Annotated in this window: 18 protein-coding genes; 10 read left to right on the top strand and 8 right to left on the bottom strand. The window is 66.3% G+C overall.

Features of this window, described 5'->3' with window-relative positions; all coding sequences use genetic code 11:
* The first annotated feature begins 20 nt into the window (after nt 1-20).
* Genes RDV64_RS06170 through RDV64_RS06185 form a run of 4 tightly spaced genes read left to right on the top strand, consistent with a single transcriptional unit; the run spans nt 21 to nt 4,662 of the window.
* Complete coding sequence (locus RDV64_RS06170; protein WP_375143792.1) at nt 21-1,034, top strand: carbohydrate ABC transporter permease; 1,014 nt, start codon at nt 21-23, stop codon at nt 1,032-1,034.
* On the top strand, nt 1,031-1,861 hold the full coding sequence (locus RDV64_RS06175) for a carbohydrate ABC transporter permease (RefSeq protein WP_309198397.1): 831 nt from the start codon (nt 1,031-1,033) through the stop codon (nt 1,859-1,861). Before RDV64_RS06170 ends, RDV64_RS06175 begins: the two co-directional genes overlap by 4 nt.
* A gap of 5 nt (nt 1,862-1,866) precedes the next feature.
* Nucleotides 1,867-3,513 carry an alpha glucosidase gene (locus tag RDV64_RS06180; protein WP_309198398.1) on the top strand — a complete coding sequence of 549 codons (1,647 nt, stop codon included), beginning with the start codon at nt 1,867-1,869 and terminating at the stop codon, nt 3,511-3,513.
* Nucleotides 3,514-3,531: 18 nt separating this feature from the next.
* The gene (locus RDV64_RS06185) at nt 3,532-4,662 is read left to right on the top strand and encodes a sn-glycerol-3-phosphate ABC transporter ATP-binding protein UgpC (RefSeq protein ID WP_309198399.1); all 1,131 of its coding nucleotides are present in this window, start codon (nt 3,532-3,534) and stop codon (nt 4,660-4,662) included.
* Nucleotides 4,663-4,715: 53 nt separating this feature from the next.
* Here the strand turns inward: RDV64_RS06185 and RDV64_RS06190 are convergent, their stop codons facing one another.
* Both RDV64_RS06190 and RDV64_RS06195 read right to left on the bottom strand, forming a co-directional pair.
* On the bottom strand, nt 4,716-6,035 hold the full coding sequence (locus tag RDV64_RS06190) for a Gfo/Idh/MocA family oxidoreductase (protein WP_309198400.1): 1,320 nt from the start codon (nt 6,033-6,035) through the stop codon (nt 4,716-4,718).
* A gap of 82 nt (nt 6,036-6,117) precedes the next feature.
* On the bottom strand, nt 6,118-7,278 hold the full coding sequence (locus RDV64_RS06195) for an MFS transporter (protein ID WP_309198401.1): 1,161 nt from the start codon (nt 7,276-7,278) through the stop codon (nt 6,118-6,120).
* 185 nt (nt 7,279-7,463) lie between these two features.
* Here RDV64_RS06195 and RDV64_RS06200 point away from each other — a divergent pair, with 185 nt between their 5' ends.
* Complete coding sequence (locus tag RDV64_RS06200; RefSeq protein ID WP_309198402.1) at nt 7,464-8,060, top strand: HD domain-containing protein; 597 nt, start codon at nt 7,464-7,466, stop codon at nt 8,058-8,060.
* A gap of 4 nt (nt 8,061-8,064) precedes the next feature.
* Here RDV64_RS06200 and murJ read toward each other — a convergent pair whose 3' ends face one another.
* The 5 genes from murJ to rph form a co-directional block, all read right to left on the bottom strand.
* The gene (gene murJ / locus RDV64_RS06205; protein ID WP_309198403.1) at nt 8,065-9,630 is read right to left on the bottom strand and encodes a murein biosynthesis integral membrane protein MurJ; all 1,566 of its coding nucleotides are present in this window, start codon (nt 9,628-9,630) and stop codon (nt 8,065-8,067) included.
* A gap of 233 nt (nt 9,631-9,863) precedes the next feature.
* On the bottom strand, nt 9,864-12,617 hold the full coding sequence (locus RDV64_RS06210; protein ID WP_309198404.1) for a [protein-PII] uridylyltransferase: 2,754 nt from the start codon (nt 12,615-12,617) through the stop codon (nt 9,864-9,866).
* On the bottom strand, nt 12,614-13,789 hold the full coding sequence (gene hemW / locus RDV64_RS06215; RefSeq protein WP_375143812.1) for a radical SAM family heme chaperone HemW: 1,176 nt from the start codon (nt 13,787-13,789) through the stop codon (nt 12,614-12,616). The genes RDV64_RS06210 and hemW overlap by 4 nt, the downstream gene beginning before the upstream one ends.
* A gap of 5 nt (nt 13,790-13,794) precedes the next feature.
* Nucleotides 13,795-14,430, bottom strand: a complete 636-nt coding sequence (rdgB, locus tag RDV64_RS06220) for an RdgB/HAM1 family non-canonical purine NTP pyrophosphatase (RefSeq protein WP_309198406.1) — start codon at nt 14,428-14,430, stop codon at nt 13,795-13,797.
* The gene (gene rph / locus RDV64_RS06225; protein ID WP_309198407.1) at nt 14,427-15,140 is read right to left on the bottom strand and encodes a ribonuclease PH; all 714 of its coding nucleotides are present in this window, start codon (nt 15,138-15,140) and stop codon (nt 14,427-14,429) included. Before rph ends, rdgB begins: the two co-directional genes overlap by 4 nt.
* Nucleotides 15,141-15,219: 79 nt before the next feature.
* Here rph and hrcA point away from each other — a divergent pair, with 79 nt between their 5' ends.
* The 5 genes from hrcA (at nt 15,220) to RDV64_RS06250 (ending at nt 19,238) form a co-directional block, all read left to right on the top strand.
* Entirely contained in the window at nt 15,220-16,287 is a 1,068-nt protein-coding gene (hrcA, locus tag RDV64_RS06230) for a heat-inducible transcriptional repressor HrcA (RefSeq protein WP_309198408.1), read from the top strand.
* Nucleotides 16,288-16,452: 165 nt separating this feature from the next.
* Nucleotides 16,453-16,764, top strand: a complete 312-nt coding sequence (locus RDV64_RS06235) for a hypothetical protein (protein WP_309198409.1) — start codon at nt 16,453-16,455, stop codon at nt 16,762-16,764.
* Between the two features lie 123 nt (nt 16,765-16,887).
* Nucleotides 16,888-18,090, top strand: a complete 1,203-nt coding sequence (locus RDV64_RS06240) for a pyridoxal phosphate-dependent aminotransferase (protein WP_309198410.1) — start codon at nt 16,888-16,890, stop codon at nt 18,088-18,090.
* Between the two features lie 31 nt (nt 18,091-18,121).
* Nucleotides 18,122-18,613, top strand: a complete 492-nt coding sequence (locus tag RDV64_RS06245) for a DUF992 domain-containing protein (RefSeq protein ID WP_309198411.1) — start codon at nt 18,122-18,124, stop codon at nt 18,611-18,613.
* A gap of 253 nt (nt 18,614-18,866) precedes the next feature.
* Complete coding sequence (locus RDV64_RS06250; protein WP_309198412.1) at nt 18,867-19,238, top strand: hypothetical protein; 372 nt, start codon at nt 18,867-18,869, stop codon at nt 19,236-19,238.
* Between the two features lie 203 nt (nt 19,239-19,441).
* Here RDV64_RS06250 and RDV64_RS06255 read toward each other — a convergent pair whose 3' ends face one another.
* Nucleotides 19,442-20,146, bottom strand: coding sequence for a phosphoadenylyl-sulfate reductase (locus RDV64_RS06255; RefSeq protein WP_309198413.1), 705 nt, complete (start codon nt 20,144-20,146; stop codon nt 19,442-19,444).
* Nucleotides 20,147-20,162 lie beyond the last annotated feature (16 nt).

Below are 20,162 nucleotides of genomic sequence, written 5' to 3' on the forward strand. Positions count from 1 at the left end.
AGGCGCTGGAGGGTCCGACCATGGCCCAGGGCGATGTTGCATCGACCGGCGTGAAGCGCCCGCCGGTTCCCGCAGGACAGGCCGGGGCAGGCCGCCCCCCCAAGGCCGCCGCAACACGTCGCAGCGGCGGCAGCGAGCTGACGCGCGCCAAGATCCGCTCCGCCGTCCTGTTCCTCCTGCCGATGATGATCGTGTTGGCGCTTGTGGCCGGCTGGCCGCTGGGGCGGACAATCTATTTCGCGTTCACCAACGCGACGCTGAACGACATCAACAACTACGAATTCATCGGCTTCGACAATTTCTACAATTCCGAGTGGGGCGGGCTCCTGAAGGACCCGCAATGGTGGAACGCGGTCTGGAACACGATCTGGTTCGCGACCATCTCGGTCACGCTCGAAACCGTGCTGGGGCTGATCGTGGCGCTGGCGCTCAACATGCGCTTTCCGGGCCGGGGCATCGTGCGGGCAGCCGTGCTGATCCCCTGGGCCATTCCCACAATCGTGTCGGCGCAGATGTGGGGCTGGATGCTGCATGACCAGTTCGGCGTCATCAACGCTATGCTCCTGGGGATCGGCATCATCTCCCAGCCCATTGCATGGACCGCCAACCCCGACACCGCCATGCTCGCCGTGGTGATGGTGGACGTGTGGAAGACAACGCCGTTCATGGCGCTGCTCATCCTGGCCGGCCTCCAGATGCTGCCGTCGGACTGCTACGAATCGGCCCGCGTGGACGGCATTGCGCCATGGAAGGTCTTCTTCCGCGTGACACTGCCGCTGGTCTACCCGGCCATTGCGGTGGCCGTGATCTTCCGCGCGCTCGATGCGCTGCGGATCTTCGATCTCATCTATGTGCTGACGTCCAATTCCGCGGACACTATGTCGATGTCCGTCTATGCGCGCCAGCAGCTCGTGGATTTCCAGGATGTGGGCTACGGCTCGGCGGCATCCACGGCGCTTTTCCTCATCATCGCATTGCTCACGGTGGTCTACATCATCGCCGGCAAGGTGGACCTGTCCGGAGAGAAGTCATGACCCATTGGTCCCTCCCCTCCAAGATCGGCTTTTATGTCCTGCTGCTGGCCATCGCCGTCTTTGCGCTGTTTCCGTTCTATTATGCCATCGTTTCGAGCTTCAAATCGGGCGCGGAGCTCTTCACGGTGGACCTCCTCCCATCCTGGAACTTCGAGAACTATTTCGCAGTCTTCCGTGAGCAGCCCTTTGCTCGCAACATTCTCAACTCCATCATCGTGGCAACTGTTGTGGTGGCCATCTCGCTGTGTCTGGCGGTGACGGCCTCGTTCGCGCTGGCGCGGGTCAATTTTCGCGGGCGGGGGCTGTTGCTCCTCACCGTCCTGTCGGTCTCGATGTTTCCGCAGGTGGCCGTGCTTTCGGGCATGTTCGAGCTGATCCGCGGGCTGGGGCTCTACAACTCGCTGGGCGGGCTGATGCTCGCCAATCTCATTTTAACGCTGCCGTTCACGGTGTGGGTGCTGACCACGTTCATGCGTCAGCTTCCCAAGGAGCTGGAGGAAGCCGCCTACGTGGACGGTGCGACGCCGCTGGAAATCGTCACCAAGGTATTCCTGCCTGTGCTCTGGCCGGCGCTGGTCACGACGGGGCTGCTCGCCTTCATTGCCGCGTGGAACGAGTTTCTGTTCGCGCTCACGTTCACCCTCTCCAACGAGATGCGAACCGTTCCGGTCGCCATTGCGCTCATCACCGGCGGCAGCCAGTACGAGCTGCCATGGGGCAACATCATGGCCGCATCGGTGATCGTCACGGTGCCGCTGATCATTCTGGTGCTGATCTTCCAGCGCAAGATCATCGGCGGGCTGACCGCTGGCGCAGTGAAAGGGTGAGCTGAGTGAACCTTGATGCGAATGCCGCGCCCGCTGCACCGCGGCAGCTGGCCGGCGACCCGGACTGGTGGCGCGGCGGGGTGATCTACCAGATCTACCCGCGCTCCTTCCTCGACACCAACGGCGACGGGATCGGCGACCTCAAGGGCGTCACCCAGAAGCTCGACTATGTGGCGAGCCTCAACGTGGATGCCATCTGGCTCTCGCCCTTCTTCGTCTCGCCCATGGACGATTTCGGCTACGACGTTGCCGACTACCGCGACATCGACCCGATGTTCGGCACGCTCCGCGATTTTGACGAGATGCTTGCAGCCGCACACAAAAGGGGCCTGCGGATCCTGATCGACCTGGTGCTGTCGCACACGTCCGACCGGCACCCCTGGTTCGCGCAAAGCCGCAAGAGCCGCGATAACCCGCGGGCCGACTGGTACGTGTGGGCCGACCCGAAGGCGGACGGGACGCCGCCCACCAACTGGCTGGCGATGTTCGGCGGCCCGGCCTGGGAATGGGACTCGACCCGCCGCCAGTATTATATGCACAATTTCCTGACGAGCCAGCCGGACCTCAACTACCACAACGAGGCCGTGCAGGACGCGATCCTGGATGTCGCGCGTTTCTGGCTCGACCGCGGTGTCGACGGTTTTCGCCTCGATACGGTGAACAAATACGTCCACGACAAGGAATTGCGCGACAACCCGCCCATGGCGCCGGGGATGAGCGCGACGGTGGACCAGAGCAACCCCATCGCAATGCAGCAGCCGATATATTCCATCAACCGGCCGGAAAACCTTGCCTTCGTGGAGCGGCTGCGGGCGTTGCTGGACGAGTACCCCGGCACGACCACGGTGGGCGAGATCGGCAACCGGATGGCCGACGGGCCGGAGCTGGGCCAGTACACCGCGCCCGGCCGTCTCCACATGGCCTACAGCTTTGACCTTCTGCATGCGCCGATCACCGCGCCGGCCGTGCGCACGGCGGCTGAGCGGGCAGAAACGCTGGGCGCGTCGTGGACGTCCTGGCCGTTTTCCAACCACGACGTCGTGCGCGTGGTGAGCCGGGCGGCGCTGGGCGAGCGCTCCGGGCCGATGCTTTTGCAGCTGATGATGTGCCTTCACGGCACGCCCACCATGTATCAGGGCGACGAGCTGGGGCTGACCGAGGCGGACGTGCCGTTCGAACTCATCCAGGACCCCTACGGCCGCCGCTTCTGGCCCGAGATCAAGGGCCGGGACGGGTGCCGGACGCCGATGCCCTGGCGCGGCGGATCCGAGCATGCCGGCTTCAGCACCGGGGACCCCTGGCTGCCCGTCGCCGGCGAGCATGCCGCCCGCGCGGTGGACCGGCAGGAGCAGGACCCGGTCTCCGATCTCAACCGCACACGCGCCTTCGTCGGCTGGCGCCGGGCGCAGACGGCGCTCACCACGGGCAGCATCGCCTTTCTGGACGAAGCGGACCCGGTGATCGCGTTCACCCGGACGGATGCGGACGGCACGGTGCTGGTGTGCGCCTTCAACATTTCGCAGGCGACGGCGCAATGGACCGCACCCTTTGCGCTCCGATTGCTCGACGTGCCGGGCATGGAAGGCGCCACGCTCGACGGCAGCACACTTGCGTTCGACCCGCTCGGCGCGGCGATCGCGGTCAAATCATGAAAAAGGCGGGAGGAAAGTATGGCAACGGTCGTCCTTGATGAGGTGCGCAAGTCCTTCGGCAGCGTGGAGACCATCCATGGCGTGAACCTCGACATTCAGGATCGCGAGTTCGTGGTGTTCGTTGGCCCGTCGGGTTGCGGCAAGTCCACTCTCCTGCGCCTGGTTGCGGGGCTGGAGGACATCACCTCGGGCGACCTGATGATCGACGGCAACCGGGTGAATGCGTTGCCGCCCGCCAAGCGCGGCATTGCCATGGTGTTCCAGTCCTATGCGCTCTACCCGCACATGAGCGTCTACGAGAACATGGCCTTTGGCCTCCGCCGCGGCGGCGCCAGCAACGCCGACGTCGAAAAGCAGGTGAAGGAGGCCGCGCGCATCCTGGAGCTCGAGCCGCTCCTCGACCGGCTGCCCAAGAACCTCTCCGGCGGGCAGCGCCAGCGCGTTGCCATCGGCCGCGCCATCGTGCGCGACCCCAAGGTGTTCCTGTTCGACGAACCCCTGTCCAACCTCGATGCGGCGCTGCGCGTCCAGACCCGCCTGGAAATCGCCAAGCTGCACCGCCGGATGGACGCCACCATGATCTACGTGACCCACGACCAGGTGGAGGCGATGACGCTGGCCGACCGGATTGTGGTCCTGAACGCCGGCAATGTGGAGCAGTTCGGCACCCCGCTGGACCTCTACCACCGGCCTGAAAACCAGTTTGTCGCGACCTTCCTCGGCTCACCCACAATGAACATCCTCGACGCCACACTCGGCGAGGCCACCGACCAGAGCGCCCGCGTGATGCTGCCGGACACCGGCGACGTCAGCGTTGCGGCCAGCGTGCAGGGCATGACGCCCGGCACCCCGGTCCGGCTTGGCATGCGGCCGGAGCATCTGAGGCTTGCCGATGCGAACACCGCCGATTTCAGCGGGACGGTGGACGTGGTGGAAGAGCTGGGCGAGAGCCACCTCGTCCACGTGATCGTGCCCCACGGCGACCGGATTGTGGTGCGCGCCACGGGTGACGCGCGGGTGAAGGAGGGCGAGAACGTCGGCATCGCATTCGATCCGAACGACGGGCATCTCTTCCGCGCCGATGGCGTTTCCCTGCCACGCACCGGGCCCGCGTCGGAAACCGACGCGCCCCTGCCGACCCAGCACTGACGCGCAATCGGCCAAGCGGACGCCGGCGCGCAGAGCGGGGTGTCCCCTGCCCGTCACGCCGCGCGGCTAGGCCGCTCGGCGTCCTCCATCTGGCGGCGGTAGGCGACCAGCCAGTCGTCTGCCGGGAGGTCCACGTCGGCCCAGCTCACCACCTGCCCCTGGCTGACCGGACGCTTGAGCGTGAGGTCCTGCGCGAGACCCAGCGGCAGCGCCCCGTCCGCCAGTGATCGCGCGGCCGGCACGAGCTTGCCCCAGACCGAATAGCCGCCCTCGCCGTCCAGCGTGTGACCGGCGGGCAGATCCTTTTTCGCGCAGGCCACGGCATCGCCGGTGAAGGCGCGCGGCGCGCCGGTGGCCCGCCCGTCCAGCGCCGCCAGAAGGATCGACATGTTCAGCTCCAGCCCGATGAGGTGGAACGGCCGGTACATCGCCGCGTACTGTCCGGTGGAATCGGGCGCCATGCCGTATTGCTTGAAGCAGGCGGCGGCATAGTCGTTCGGTGCCTTCAGGATCACGTAGACGCCCCAGCGGAGGTGATCCGCGGTCACCCGGCCATCGAGCTCCATGGACGTCACGCACTCGGTGATCCCCTCACGCTCCAGAACGCCGCCAACGGCGCGGGGCCGCAGGATGTGCGCCAGGTCGTGAACGCCTGCGGGCGGGAACAGGAGCCCGTCCGACGGGACGCCGAGATCGCACGCATTCGCGATGGCCGCCATCTCGATGCCCGACTTGGTGCCGTCCACGAACGAGTTGAACATCTTCGGGTTCATGCCCGCGGCCTTCGCAGCTTCGGGTGTGATGCCGAACTGCTCCCACACATTGTCCGGCGTCGACTGGTGGTAGTGGGGCATGTGCTTGGTGCCCTTGCCGGCGGCCGCCACTTCAAAGCCGCAGCAGCGCGCCCACTCCACCATCTCGGAGACCAGCGCCGGCTGGTCGCCATAGGCCATGGTGTACACGGTGCCGGCCGCCTTCGCCTCACGGGCCAGCGCCACGCCAGCCAGAACGTCGGCCTCGACGTTGACCATCACGATGTGCTTGCCGGCGGCAAACGCGGCTCTGGCGTGCGCGACACCGGCGCGCGGGTGGCCGGTCGCCTCCACCACCACATCCACATCATCCGATGCGAGAGCGCTGGCGCCGTCTTCCATGAAGCGGGTGGCGGCAATCCGATCGGCAGTCCAGCCGACGCTGCGGCAGGCCGCCTTCGCCGCGTCGACCCGGAGGTCCGCGATGACGGTCACTTCAAGGCCCACTGTGGTTGGCACCTGCGACAGGAACATCGAGCCGAACTTGCCTGCCCCGATGAGGCAGACGCGCACGGGCCGCCCTTCCGCTGCCCGCGCCTTCAATGCTGAATACAGAAACATGGGTTCCCTCCCTCGCGGCCATACGCCGTCTTTATTGCGGCGGATGGTAGCGCCGCATCAGGGGCGTGGGAAGCTCAGCGGCCTAGGGCGCGCGCCAGCTGATGAGCGCGCCTGCCAGCACGAAGGCCGCAGCAAGGGTGGCCACCGCGGCAAAGCCGAAGGCGGCATAAAGGGGGCTCATCACCACCGGGCCGGCGAAGACTGCGGCGTAGGTGACGGCACTGGAGAGGCCCATCACCGCGCCGCGGGCTTCGGCCGCGCGCTGGTTGAGGGACACGACGAACGCGTTGAGGGCGAGCTGGTTGAAGACGCCCCACACGAACGTCACCGTCAGCGCCGCCGGGCTGGTTGCGAGTGCCGGCCGGAATGCGATGTAGACCGCGGCCACCGTGAGGAGCACGCCCACGATGTAGCCCCGCGACATGCGCGGTGCGGCGAGGCTGAGGCCGACCCCCGCCAGCCCGAACCCCATGCCATAGGCGAGAACGAACATGCCCGTGCCATGGGCGGTGAGGCTGAACGCAGCGCGGACCCCTTCGCCGAAAAAGGCGAAGCTGCCATAAAACGCCGTCATGAACGCGAACATGACCATGAGAAGGCTGGCCACCCCCGGCAGCTTCAGTGCGATGATCGGCGACGAGCGCAGCGCCTGTCCGCTTCGCACCCGCCGCAGGGTCGCCAGGAGGCAGGCCGCAACAAGGGCGGAGAGGCCTGCGAGCAGCGCATAGACAGCGCGCCAGCCGAGGTGCTCGGCCACATAGGCCGCCACCGGCACCACCAGGACCAGCGACAGCGCCCACCCCGTGAGGACCATCCCGATCCGCGCCGGCGCCCGCCCCTTTGGCGCCGTTGCCGCGGCGGTCGCATAGGTGCCGGGCAGAAGCACGCCGACGGCAACCCCGGCCACGGCCTGCGACAGGCACAGCCACTGCCAGTTCTGGCTCAGCATGCTGGAGGCCTGTGCCAGCGCCAGCAGGAGCGCCGCAGCGCCGAGAACGTGCCCAGCCGGCCGCCGGTCGATGAACGCCGACAAGAAGAGCGCAGATACGGCGGTTGCGGCGCCGAAGGCCGATATCGCCAGCGCAACGCGGGACGGCCGAGTGGCAAGCCCCAGCGCCACCTCCGTCAGGATGGGGCTGAGGACGAAGGCGTTGGCGCCCACAAGAAGCACCGCCGCCAGCAGCGCCGGCACCTGGAACGCCGCCGCGAGGCCGGAAGTCTGAATGGATTGCGTGTGTGACACGATGGTGGTGATAGGCGATGGGCCGGCAGCGGCACAAACGAAATGCGGTGGCGGCGCATCCCTGCCATGCCGGTGGTGCACTGCCTTCCTGCTGCCGTTCAGGCTCGCCCCCGCCGCGCCGCCGCACTAAGAGACCGGGTACCCTCTGCGCCGTACCGCGCGCCCCCTTGACCCGGATCCGCCCCATGACCGCACCGTCAGAAGCGCTTACGCGCCGCCTCGCCTTCCTGGCCGAGCTTGAAAAGCTGAAGTCCGTGATGCGCCAGTCCCGCCTCGTGGACGGCAGCCGGCGAGAAAACACGGCAGAGCATTCCTGGCACCTTGCGATGTTCGCGATGGTGCTTGCCCCCCATGCGGCAAACGTGGACACGGGCCGGGTGATCGAGATGCTGCTCGTCCACGACATCGTGGAGATCGACGCCGGCGACGTGCCGTACCACCAGGAAGGCAAGGACCTTGCGAAGATTGCCGCCGCAGAAGAAACAGCCGCAAGCCGGCTTTTCGGCCTGCTGCCGGAGGGCGAAGGCCAGCGGCTCCGGGCCCTGTGGGATGAGTTCGAGGCGGCCCGAACCCCGGAGGCGCGCTTTGCCAAGGGCCTCGACCGGTTGCAGCCCGTGCTCCTGAACCTGATGACCGACGGCGGTACGTGGGACGACTTCGCCGTGACCGAAGAGCAGGTGATGGCGCGCTGCGGCCCGCCCATCGAAGGCGCCTCGCCGGAGCTTTGGGCGGCAACGGCACGGATGGTCAGCGCGCACTTCGCGGCCCGCCGCGCGGGCTGACGCTCTACTTGCCGCGGATGGCCCTGGTCAGGTCGCGAAGGCGGAAGGCGCCGGAGAGCTGACAGACGGCAATGAACACCGCGCTGGCACCGGCCACCATCAAAAGGAGCGCCGCGATGGACGCCCACAGGCCGGTGTCGAAGAACCAGCCGGAGAGCTGGCGGGCAATCAAAGTTGCGGCAATGGCCAGCGCCAGCGAGGCGGCGGCAAAGCCGATGAGCCGGGTCCACAGGGTCGGATCGGCCCGGAAGTCCTTGCGCTTGACGAGGCCGGCAAACAGAAGGCCGGCGTTGACCCACCCCGCCAGCGACGTGGCCGCCGCAATCCCCACATGGGCCAGGCCATCGGCCGCCAGAAACCAGGCGAACACCGCTGATCCGGCGACATTGACCACCATCGAAACGCCCGCAAACAACATGGGCGTGCGCGTGTCCTCCCGCGCAAAGTAGGCCGGGGAAAAGACCTTGATGAGGACGAACGCGGGGAGGCCGAAACCGTAGGCCGACAGGGCAGCTGCGGTCATGGCGGCGTCTTGGCGATCGAAGGCGCCGCGCTCGAAGAGGGTGGTGACGATTTCGAGCGGGACGACGATGAGCGCGGCGGCCGCCGGCAGCGTGAGCATCAGCGAGAATTCGAGCGCGCGGTTCTGGGTCCACAGCGCGCCGCCCTCGTCCCCCGCGCGCAGGCGGCGCGAGAGGTCCGGCAGCAGCGCAACGCCAATGGCAACGCCCACCATGCCGAGCGGCAGCTGGTAGAGGCGATCGGCATAATAAAGGTGGGAGACGGCGCCCGGCCAGAACGAGGCGATGATGGTGCCGACCACAATGTTGATCTGCGTGATGCCGCCTGCCGCAATGCCGGGAATGCCGAGCCGGAGGAGCCGCTTCAGCCTGGGCGACCCGCGCGGGCGCGGCAGGCGGAGGCGCACACCGGCGCGGCGCACCGCAACGGCCAGAAGCACGGCCTGAACCACGCCCGCGGCACACACGCCGATGGAGAGCACGAACCCCGCATCTTCGGCCGGCAGCGCCAGCCAGAATGCTGCCATCAGCGCCGAAATCAACACGATGTTGAGGAGCACCGGCGCAAAGGCGGCAACGGCAAACCGGTCCAGCGTGTTGAGAATGCCGGACAGGAAGGCCACCAGCGACATGGCGGCCAGATAGGGAAAGCAGATGCGCGTGAAGACGACCGTGAGGTCGCCCGCTTCATCGCCCGCAAAGCCCGGCGCCATGGCAAGGACGAGGAGCGGCGCAAAAATTTCGGCAAGGACCGTCACCACTAAAAGGATGACCGTGAGCCAGGACAGGACGGACGATGCGAAAGCCTCGCCGCCGTCGGCCCCCTCCTCGGCGCGTGCGCGCGCAAAAAGCGGCACGAATGCGGAGTTGAACGCCCCTTCCGCAAACAGCCGGCGGAAGAGGTTGGGCAGCTTGAAGGCGACGAAAAAGGCGTCCGCAACCGGGCCGGCGCCCAGAATGGAGGCGATGAGGATGTCGCGGGTGAAGCCGAGCACGCGCGACAGCGCCGTGAACGCCCCGACGGTGAGAAAATTACGGAAAAGCTGCATCAGGACCGACGCAAGGCGGCCCGCATCGGGGCGGCCGGGCTTTGGCGCGCGGGGGCGCCGCGCACCGGCAGGGAAACAAACACGACGAGGCGCGTCATCGAGGCACCATGGACTGACTGGAGGAGACGAAAGATCCGCGATGGTTCAGCTGTCAATGGCGCCCGGGCACTGCCTCCCGCGACGGCCGCCGCATCCCGCGCCTTGCACTTTCCATGTCACAGTCCGTCCGGTGGTCACGCCACGTCCGCTCTTGCCTTTGATTGCGGCGTTTCCTCGCGATCGTAAGCCGCCCGAAGCGCGTCCTTGATGGCGTGCTGGTCGGCCGGTTCGGTAATCTTGTTGTCGTCGTCGTCGGTCACATAGAAAACGTCGACCACCCGCTCGCCGAAGGTCGCCAGCTGCGCCGAGCGCACATGCAGCTTCAATTCGCGCAGCTTGCGGGCAAGGTCGTGGAACAGACCCGGCCGGTCGAGGCCGGAAATCTCGATGGCCGTGTAGCGGTTCGACCAGTCGTTGGCGATGAGGACGTCCGTCGGGTGATCGAACGCCTTCACCTTCACGGCGCGCAAACGCAGCTCCTGCGCGGGCGGGATCGGCTCGCCGCGGATAAGCGCATCGGTCACAAGGCGGGTGATCCGGTCCGCGCGGTCCTGCTCCTCCGTCGGGTGCTCGGACATGGGCGTGAGCGCGAAGATGTCGAGCGCTGCCCCGTCGCGGGTGGTGAAGATGTCCGCCGAGACGATGTTTGCCTGGCAACTGGCGCAGGCGGCTGCAACAATCGACAGGAGGCTCGGCTTGTCCGGTGCGGTGAGCGTCATCTCGGTGACGGCCCGGTCGGCGCGCATCCGGGTCTGGGAGACCACGTCGCCGGGTCCGGCGCTGGTCATCAGCTCGGCGTGGCGGATTGCGTCCGGAATGGAATTGCGGATCCAGTAGGGTGCCGGGTGGCGGGCCGTGTAGGCTTCGCGCACCTCGGCGGGCAGGCTCGTGGCCTCTTCGATGAAGGCACGACGCGCCCCCTCCACCCGTGCCGAGCGCGGCTGACGGGTGTGACCCGAGACGAGAATTGCTTCGGTCTCGTCGTAAAGGGTTTGCAGGAGCTGCGATTTCCAGCCGTTCCACACATGCGGCCCCACGGCGGCAATGTCCGCCTCGGTAAGAATTTCGAGGAGCTTGAGCCGCTCGAAGCTCTGCACGTGCTTGGCAAACAGATCGATGGTCTTGGGGTCGGACAGGTCGCGCGATTGCGCCGTGATCGACATGGTGAGGTGCTCTTCGATCAGCCAGGCAACGAGATCCGTCTCGGGAGCTGTCAGACCGAAGCGGGGGCACAGCTTGCGGGCCATCTTGGCGCCTGCGATCGAATGATCCTCCGGCCGGCCCTTGGCGACGTCGTGCAGGAACACCGCCACATAAAGGGCGCGGCGGTTCTGGATGGTCGGCATCAGCTGGGAGGCGAGCGGGTGGTCGGTCTCGCGGCGCTCGTGGTCGATGTCGGCGAGGATCGCGACGGAGCGGATGAGGTGCTCGTCCACCGTGTAGTGGTGGTACATGTTGAACTGCATCATCGCGACGACCTTGCCGAATTCCGGCACGAAGGTGCCGAGCACGCCGGTCTCGTTCATGAGGCGCAGCAGCGTTTCGGGGTCGGTGCTCTCGGTCAGGAGCTTGAGGAAGATCGCGTTGGCTTCGGGGTCGGCGCGCACCTTCGCGTCGATCAGGCGGAGCGAGCGGCGCATGGCGGCCAGAACATCCGGATGGGGCCGCAGGTCGTGCGCGTCCGCCACCTCGAAGATGCGGAGGAGGTTCACGGGGTCACGCTGGAAGGCGTCATCGCTGGTGAGCTGGATGCGCTGGTTCTCGACGCGGAAGTCGCCCGGAAGCTGGCGCAAATTCTGTAGCGTCAGCGTCTTCATGATGCGCGAGAAGCCGACACTCGGCAGCACGTGCTGGGCTTCCAGCGCGGCGCAGAGAATGCGCGTGAGGTCGCCCACTTCCTTGGCGATGAGGAAGTAGTGCTTCATGAACCGCTCCACCTCGGACATGCCGGGGCGCGGGCTGTAGCCGAGGCGGCGCGCGATCTCGCGCTGCAATTCGAAGGTCAGGCGCTCCTCCGGCCGGCCGGCGACAAGATGCAGGTGGCAGCGGACGGACCAGAGAAAGTCGTCGCACTTCTTGAAGATCTTGTAGTCCTCCGGCTCGAACACGCCGAGCTTGACGAGGTCTTCCTCTTCGCGAACGCGGTAATAATATTTCGAGATCCAGAACAGGGTGTTGAGGTCCCGCAGGCCGCCCTTGCCCTCCTTCACGTTGGGCTCGACGAGGTAGCGCGTGCGGCCCTGCCGCTTGTGCCGCTCGTCGCGCTCTTCCAGCTTGGCCGCGATGAACTTCTTGCCGGTGCCGCGCATCACGGCGTGGTTGAAGCGATCGGTCAGCACGTCGGCCAGGTTGGGATCGCCCGCGATGGGGCGGTTTTCCAGCAGCGCGGTGCGGATCGTCATGTCCGTGCGCGCCAGCTTCATGCACTCGTCCACGCTGCGGGCGGCGTGGCCGACCTTCAGGCCGAGATCCCACATCATGTAAAGGATGGTCTCGACCATGGACTCGGTCCACGGCGTCGGCCGGTAGGGGAAGAGGAACAGAAGGTCGATGTCGGACCCCGGCGCCAGCAAGCCGCGCCCGTAGCCGCCGGTGGCGATGACCGCTAGCTTTTCGGACGTGGAGTGGTTGGCGGTGGGAAACAGGTGCTCGGCGCTGAACGCAAACAGCGCCTCGATGATGGCATCCTGCCCTGCGGCCAGCACACGGGCAGCCTTCGTGCCGGAGCCGGTGTCGTCCAGCGTGAACTCCAGCGCCTTCAGCGCATCGGCGCGGGCTGCTTTCAGCCGGGCCAGGATGCGGGGGCGCGCGTCAGCCCATTGGCGTTCGGTCTCGCGGTAGATCTCCTCAAGTTCGCGTTCCAGGGCCGGTGCGCTCGTGAAGATCATGGAAGAAGCTCCCGTACGACTGCGTTGGTGAGGAGCCGGGCTCCATCGGGAATATGAATGCGCCCATCTTCTTGCGTCAGCAGGTTATCGGCAACGAGGGTGGCAATCTTGTGATCGGCAAGGGGTGCACCGGCGCGGCGGGCGTAGGTGTCAAGGTCCAGCCCTTCGGCAAGGCGCAGGCCCATCATCAGCGTTTCGGCGGCGATGTCATCCCGCTCTAGCACTTCGCGGGTCTCGATGCCGTGGCCGTCCGCCTCCACCGCTTTGAGCCATGCCTCCGGCATCTTGCGTGTGGCTGTGGCAGTGCGGCCCTCGTTGAGCACGAGGCGGCCGTGGGCGCCGGGGCCGGCCCCCAGATAGCGGCCGCCGCGCCAGTAGACGAGGTTGTGCTGCGCCTCTGCGCCCGGCCGCGCGTGGTTGGACACCTCATAGCGGCCAAGGCCGGCGGCGGCCGTCAGTTCCAGCGTCAACTCGTAAAGGTCGGCGGCGAGGTCGTCTTCGGGGATGGTCAGCTTGCCGGCGGCGGCGAGGTCGTAGTAGCGCGTCTCCGGCTCGATGGTGAGCTGGTAGAGCGAGAGGTGATCGCCGCAGATGTCCAGCATCTGGCCCAGCTCCGCCCGCCACGCGGGGACGGTCTGCCGCGGCCGTGCATAGATCATGTCGGCGGAGACGGACGGGAAGATCCGCTGCGCCAGGGCCAGCGCGGCACGGGCCGCGGCGGCATCGTGGCGGCGGCCAAGGGCGACGAGTTCGGTGTCGATCAACGACTGCACGCCCAGCGAGACGCGGTTGACGCCAGCGGCGCGAAACCCCTCGAAGCGGGATTGCTCGACGCTGGTGGGGTTTGCCTCCAGCGTGATCTCCGCGCCTGCCGGAAGGCTGAGAGCGTCGTCGATGGCGGTGAGGATGGTGCTGACCGTCGCCGGCTCCATCAGCGAGGGGGTCCCGCCGCCGAAGAAGATGGACGTTGGCGCGCGGTCCGGGCTCCACGCCGCCATGGTATGGATCTCGCGCGCCATGGCCGCGGCGTAACGGCGCTGGTCGACCCCGCCATGACGCACATGGCTGTTGAAGTCGCAATAGGGACATTTGGACTGGCAGAACGGCCAGTGGACGTAGACGCCGAAGCCGCCGTCCTGCGCCACTTCCGGCGCTGCGGTCCGTTCTGCCAGAAGGGTCAAGCGCGCGGGCCCCTGATGGCGGCCATGAAGCGCTGCACCGCGCGGGCGCGGTGGGACAGCGGCGCCTCCGCGCCGCGTTTCTCGGCGGCACTCATCTCGCCGAAGGTGCGGCCGTCGCCATCGTCGGGAATGAAGAGCGGGTCGTAGCCGAAGCCCGCGCCGCCGCGCGGGGCGGGTGCGATCACGCCCTCGGTGCGGCCCTCGATGGTGATGGTTTCCTCGCCCGGACGCGCCAGCGCCAGCACCGCCACAAACGCGGCGCGGCGGCTCTCCGGCGCCGTATGCCCGGCCTCGTCCAGCTTTTCGAGGACGCGGCCCATGGCGGCGGCAAAATCCTTGCCGGGCCCGGCCCATCTGGCACTGTAGATGCCCGGATCGCCGCCAAGCCCGTCCACCGAAACGCCGGAATCGTCCGCCAGCGCCGGAAGGCCCGTTGCCCTGGTGGCAGCATCCGCCTTCAGCCTTGCATTGCCCTCGAACGTGGTTTCGGTCTCTTCCGGTTCGGGCAGGTTCGCCTCGCCCGCGCTGATGACCGTGACACCCAGCGGCTCCAGAAGATCACGAAATTCCGCAATCTTGCCGGCGTTGTGGGTGGCGAGGATCAGCTTTGTGCCGGGTTCCAGCAAGGTCACGATACGGTCATCTTCTGCAGGTCGACGAGGCGGCCGATGCCGTGTGCCGCAAGGTCGAGAAGCTGGTTCAGCTCGTCACGGCTGAACGGGGCGCCCTCGGCAGTGCCCTGCACTTCGACAATGGCGCCGGAGCCGGTCATCACGAAATTGGCGTCGGTTTCGGCGGACGAGTCCTCAACATAGTCGAGGTCGAGGACGGGGGTGCCGTTCACGATGCCGCAGGAGACGGCGGCGAGGTTGTCCGTCAGCACCGGGCCGGTGATCATGCCGGCGCTCTTCATCCGCGCAAGACAGTCCGACAGGGCGACCCAGGCGCCTGTGATGGCCGCGGTGCGGGTGCCGCCGTCGGCCTGGATCACATCGCAGTCCACGGTGATCTGGCGTTCGCCGAGCGCCTTGCGGTCCACGATGGCCCGCAGCGAGCGGCCGACGAGACGCTGGATTTCCTGCGTGCGGCCGGATTGCTTGCCCGCACTCGCCTCACGGCGCATACGTGTGGTGGTTGCGCGCGGCAGCATGCCGTACTCGGCAGTGACCCAGCCTTCGCCGCCGCCGCGCAGCCACGGCGGCACGCGCTCTTCGAGCGAGGCGGTACAAAGAACGTGGGTTTCGCCAAACTTGACGAGGCAAGAACCCTCGGCATGCTTGGCCACACCGCGCTCCAGGCTGACCGCACGCAGTTCGTCTGCGGCTCTGCCGTCGTGTCGCATGAAAAGACTCCCATTTTGCGTTACGTGGTTGGCATAGATCACGCGGGTGCGATAGGGCGGCAGGAACGGAGGGCGCAAGATGCATCTGGTCGACGCGTCGAAGACGGCGATCGAACTCGACGAGCGGAGCCAGGACATTTTCCGGCAGATCGTCGAGACCTATCTGGCCACCGGCGATCCCATCGGCTCGCGCTCCCTGTCCAAGGCGCTGCCCAGCCCGCTGTCGCCGGCATCCGTGCGCAACGTGATGAGCGACCTTGAGAGCCTCGGCCTCATCTACGCGCCGCACACCAGCGCAGGGCGCTTGCCGACCGACCGGGGCCTGCGCTTCTTTGTCGATGCGCTGCTCAATGTGGGCGAACTTTCCAACGACGAGCGCGACGGGATCGACAGCGAGCTCGCGGGCCAGGGCGAAGGCGCGTTCGACGCGGCGCTCACCAAGGCGTCCATGCTCCTGTCCGGCATGTCGTCCGGCGCAGGCGTGGTCCTGACCACCACGCAGGACATGCGCGTCAAGCACATCGAGTTCGTGGCGCTGGACCCCGGCAAGGGGCTGGTGGTGCTGGTGGGCGAGGACGGCTCGGTGGAAAACCGCATCGTGGACCTGCCGGCCGGCTTGCCCCCGTCGGCGCTGCGCGAGGCGACCAATTACCTGAACGCCCATGTGCGCGGATCGACCGTTGGCGAGGCGCGTGACGCGATATCCCTGCGGGCGGCGGAGGTGCGCGCCGAGCTGGACGAGATCACCGCCAAGCTGATCGAGGAAGGGATCGCCAGCTGGTCGGGCGCATCGACGCGCGAATCCGGCTCGCTGATCGTCCACGGCCGCGGCAACTTGCTCCAGAATGTGGAGCTGCGCGACGATGTGGACCGCGTGCGCCAGCTGCTCGACGACCTGGAAACCAAGCGCGACCTCATGCAGCTCCTGTCGCTGACCGAGGACGGCGACGGCGTGCGCATCTTCATCGGCTCGGAAAACAAGCTGTTTTCGCTGTCAGGTTCATCGCTCATCATGTCGCCCTACCGGGACAGTCAGCGGCGCGTTGTGGGGGTTCTGGGCATCATCGGTCCCACCCGGCTGAATTACGCAAAGATCATCCCGGCGGTGGACTACACGGCCCAGGTGGTCTCCAAGCTCATCAAGTGACGCAACCCGCGCGCAGGCTAGCGCGTTTATGACTAGGTGGACCGAGCGACGGTTAAGGGTATTGCGTTCCGTAGAAGGTCCTCCGGTACGGGCGGGGCAAAGAAAAGTTGCCTTTGGCGCCGGAGTAAAACAAAAATGGCAAATGATTAGCCTGGAGAGACAGAGATGAGATACGCACTGGCTGGATTGCTCATTTTGGGAAGCGCTGGCGCGGCAGTCGCGCAGGACATCCCGTCGATCACAGTGCGCCCCCTGTATGGTGATACAGGTGGATCGGCCTATGTGGGCCCATACGGGCGGAATTTGCCCGGCGTATCGATGTTCGCAGGTCGGGTGGACCCCACCACACCCGACATTCTAACCACTGGGATCAAGCCGCCATCGGGCATGAAGATCGTGAACGAAAACATCTACAACCAGCCCCTGCCCATTCTCGACGCATGGCACGGCACGCTGGGCGGCGGTTTCCGCTTCTAGCAATCGTCACCGTTTGGCAGGCCCGCACAGTCAGCGGGTTCTCAGTTTTATTCGCCGCGGCCTTGCATGGACCGCGGCGTTGGCATGATAACGCCGCGTCATCCCTCGTGCGGTGTTAGATCCATGGCCTTTCTGTCCGAGACGCTTTCGCGCGTCCAACCTTCCGCAACAATCGCCGTCACCCAGAAGGCGGCCGAGCTGAAACGTGCCGGCCGCGACGTGATCGGCCTCGGTGCCGGCGAACCCGACTTCGATACGCCGGATAACGTCAAGGCAGCGGCGATCCAGGCGATCAACGACGGCAAGACCAAATACACCGCCGTCGACGGCATTCCCGAGCTGAAGGAAGCGATCGTCGCCAAGTTCAAGCGCGAGAACAACCTCAGCTACGAGACGTCGGAAATCTCCGTCGGCACCGGCGGCAAGCAGGTGCTCTACAACGCGCTGATGGCAACCCTGAACCCCGGCGACGAGGTGGTGATCCCCGCCCCTTACTGGGTCAGCTATCCCGACATGGTGCTTCTGGCCGGCGGCAAACCCGTGGCTGTGGAGGCCACTGCGGAAACCGGCTTCAAGCTGACCGCCGAGGCGCTTGAAGAGGCGATCACCCCGCTCACCAAGTGGGTGCTGCTGAACAGCCCGTCCAACCCGTCCGGCGCAGCCTACACGCGCGACGAGCTGAAGGCGCTGACCGACGTCATCATGAAGCACCCCAACGTGTGGGTGATGACCGACGACATGTACGAACACCTCGTCTACGACGATTTCGAGTTCACCACGGTGGCCGAGGTGGAGCCGGGGCTGAAGGATCGCACGCTCACCGTCAACGGCGTGTCGAAGGCGTATGCGATGACCGGCTGGCGCATCGGTTATGCGGGCGGACCGGCCCATCTCATCAAGGCGATGGCGAAGATCCAGTCCCAGTCCACGTCCAACCCGTCGTCGATCTCGCAGTGGGCGGCTGTCGAGGCCCTGAACGGCCGGCAGGATTTCATCGCGTCCAACGCTGCAATCTTCCGCGAGCGGCGCGACCTTGTGGTATCAATGCTCAACCAGGCGAACGGCATCACCTGCCCGAGCCCGGAAGGCGCGTTCTACGTTTTTCCGTCCTGCGCGGGGACCATCGGCAAGACCGCCCCCTCAGGCAACACGATCGAGACAGATTCCGATTTTGTAACGGAGCTTTTGGAAGCCGAAGGCGTTGCAGTCGTACAAGGGTCGGCGTTCGGCCTCGCCCCGCACTTCCGGATCTCCTACGCCACGTCGACCGAAGCTCTGGAAGAAGCCTGCACACGCATTCAACGCTTCTGCGGCGCACTGCGGTAGCGCCGCGATCAACCCTGAAGGGGGTTCATGTATGAAACGGATCTTAAGCACCGTCGCCGCTGCCGCTCTCGGCATCTTTGCGCTCATGCCGGCTGACGCCAACGCCGGCGTCCGCGTGGGCACCCTGGTGTGCGACATCCAGGGCGGCGCCGGTTACATCCTTGCCTCGCGCAAGATCCTCGGCTGCGACTTCAACCGCCTCGGCGGCCCCAACGAATATTATGACGGGTCGATCACCAAGGTGGGCGTGGACGTGGGCATCACCACCGGCACGCGGCTGATCTGGGCGGTGTTTGCGCCCACCACCAGCATCGACACCACCGCACTGGAAGGCCGCTATTACGGCGTGACGGCGGAAGCGACGCCGGGCGTGGGCATTGGCGCCAACGTCCTGATCGGCGGGTTCGACCGTTCGATCAACCTGCAGCCGATCTCCGTCCAGGGGCAGCTGGGCGCCAACATTGCAGCCGGCATCGCCGCAATGCGGCTGAAGAGCCCGCCCCCGCTGGTGATCAAGCGCTAGAGACCAGCGAGCGCCCTCGACGCCCTGCTGGGGCGTCGTGAAACACGGAAAACAAAAGGGCGGCTCTCCGGGCCGTCCTTTTTTCGTTTGCGGGCGGCTTCCCCGTCGCAAGCGGTCAATTCGGTCGAAATCGCGCGAAAACGCGCTTTGTGATGGCGATCACGTGCACATGACGGATTGGTCATCATCTTCAATGCATCGGCAACGGGCCGGAAATTGAAACAAAAATTACAGAGACCGGAGTGATACGATCATGAATATCAAGCAAACCATTGTCGCGGCTTCCACCGCAATCGCACTGTCTGCAGCCGCCATCACGGCCCCCACCGCCGCTTCGGCAACGCCCTTCGCCGCGCTGAAAAGCGCGCAGATCGAAACCGGCGCGACCGCCGTCGATACCGTGGGCAGCCGCAACAGGCGCCATCGCCGCCCGCATCGCGGCCACCGCGGCCGCCACTTCAACAACGGTGCAGCGGCTGCCATCGGCTTCGGTGCGTTCGCCCTCGGCGCGGCCCTTGCCGCCAACGCTGCCCCGCAGCGGGTCTACTGCCGCGACGTGCGCACCGAGCGCTGGAGCCCCCGCCGCGGCGCCTATGTCATCCGTGTCCAGCGCGTCTGCGACTGACACGCACCGATTTTCAGACCGCGCTGATGAGCGCGGTGCTTTTCAGAAAACGATTTTCAACTTCAGTTTTTCAGTCGAAGCGGCCCGCCTTCTTTCAGGAGGCGGGCTTTTTCGTGGGCAAGCATGATCTCGCGCCAACCCCTGTCGGCAAAGATCGGCTTTCGGCAGGAAAGCGCAGACGCCCGGACCGGCTCAGCCGGCTGTCACGTTGCGCCGTGGATGCCGCACTCGATCTTGTCGGTGCCGCGCCAGCGTCCCGCGCGAACATCCTCGCCCGGCGCGACCTTCGCCGTGCAGGGCGCACAGCCGATGGACGCATAGGACTCGTCCACCAGCGGATTGCGCGGCAATTCGAGCCGCCAGATGTAGGTGTCGATATCGTCCTGCGACCAGTCGGCCAGCGGATTGATCTTCGTGCGCGCGCCATCGGCCTCGAACACTTCCATCCTGTTGCGCAGGAAGGTCTGGTCGCGGCGGCGGCCGGTGATCCACGCATCGTAGCCGGACAGCGCTTCATAAAGCGGCGCCACCTTGCGGATGGCACAGCAGGCATCAGGCTCGCGGGCGTGGAGGAGACCGTCGGGATCCTTCTGCGCCAGTGCTTCGGCGGACGGCACAAGGTCGATCACATTGGTAAGGCCAAGCTTTTCGGCAACCATGTCCCGGTAACGCAGCGTCGCCTCGAAGTGCTTGCCGGTTTCCAGAAACAGCACCGGCGTCGACGGATCGACCTCTGCCACAAGGTTGAGGAGCGCAATGGAGTCGGCGCCGAACGACGACACCACCGCAATCCGGCCCGGAAAGAGATCGCGGATGGAAAGCGCGAGCACGTCCTTCGGCGGCAGCGCGCCGAACATGCGGTCAAGCGCGCCAACGGCTGAACTTGTGCGGCCGGGAATGTCGAGCATCGGTTCCACTCCTATG

The sequence above is a fragment of the Acuticoccus sp. MNP-M23 genome (genome assembly GCF_031195445.1).
Lineage (GTDB): Bacteria > Pseudomonadota > Alphaproteobacteria > Rhizobiales > Amorphaceae > Acuticoccus.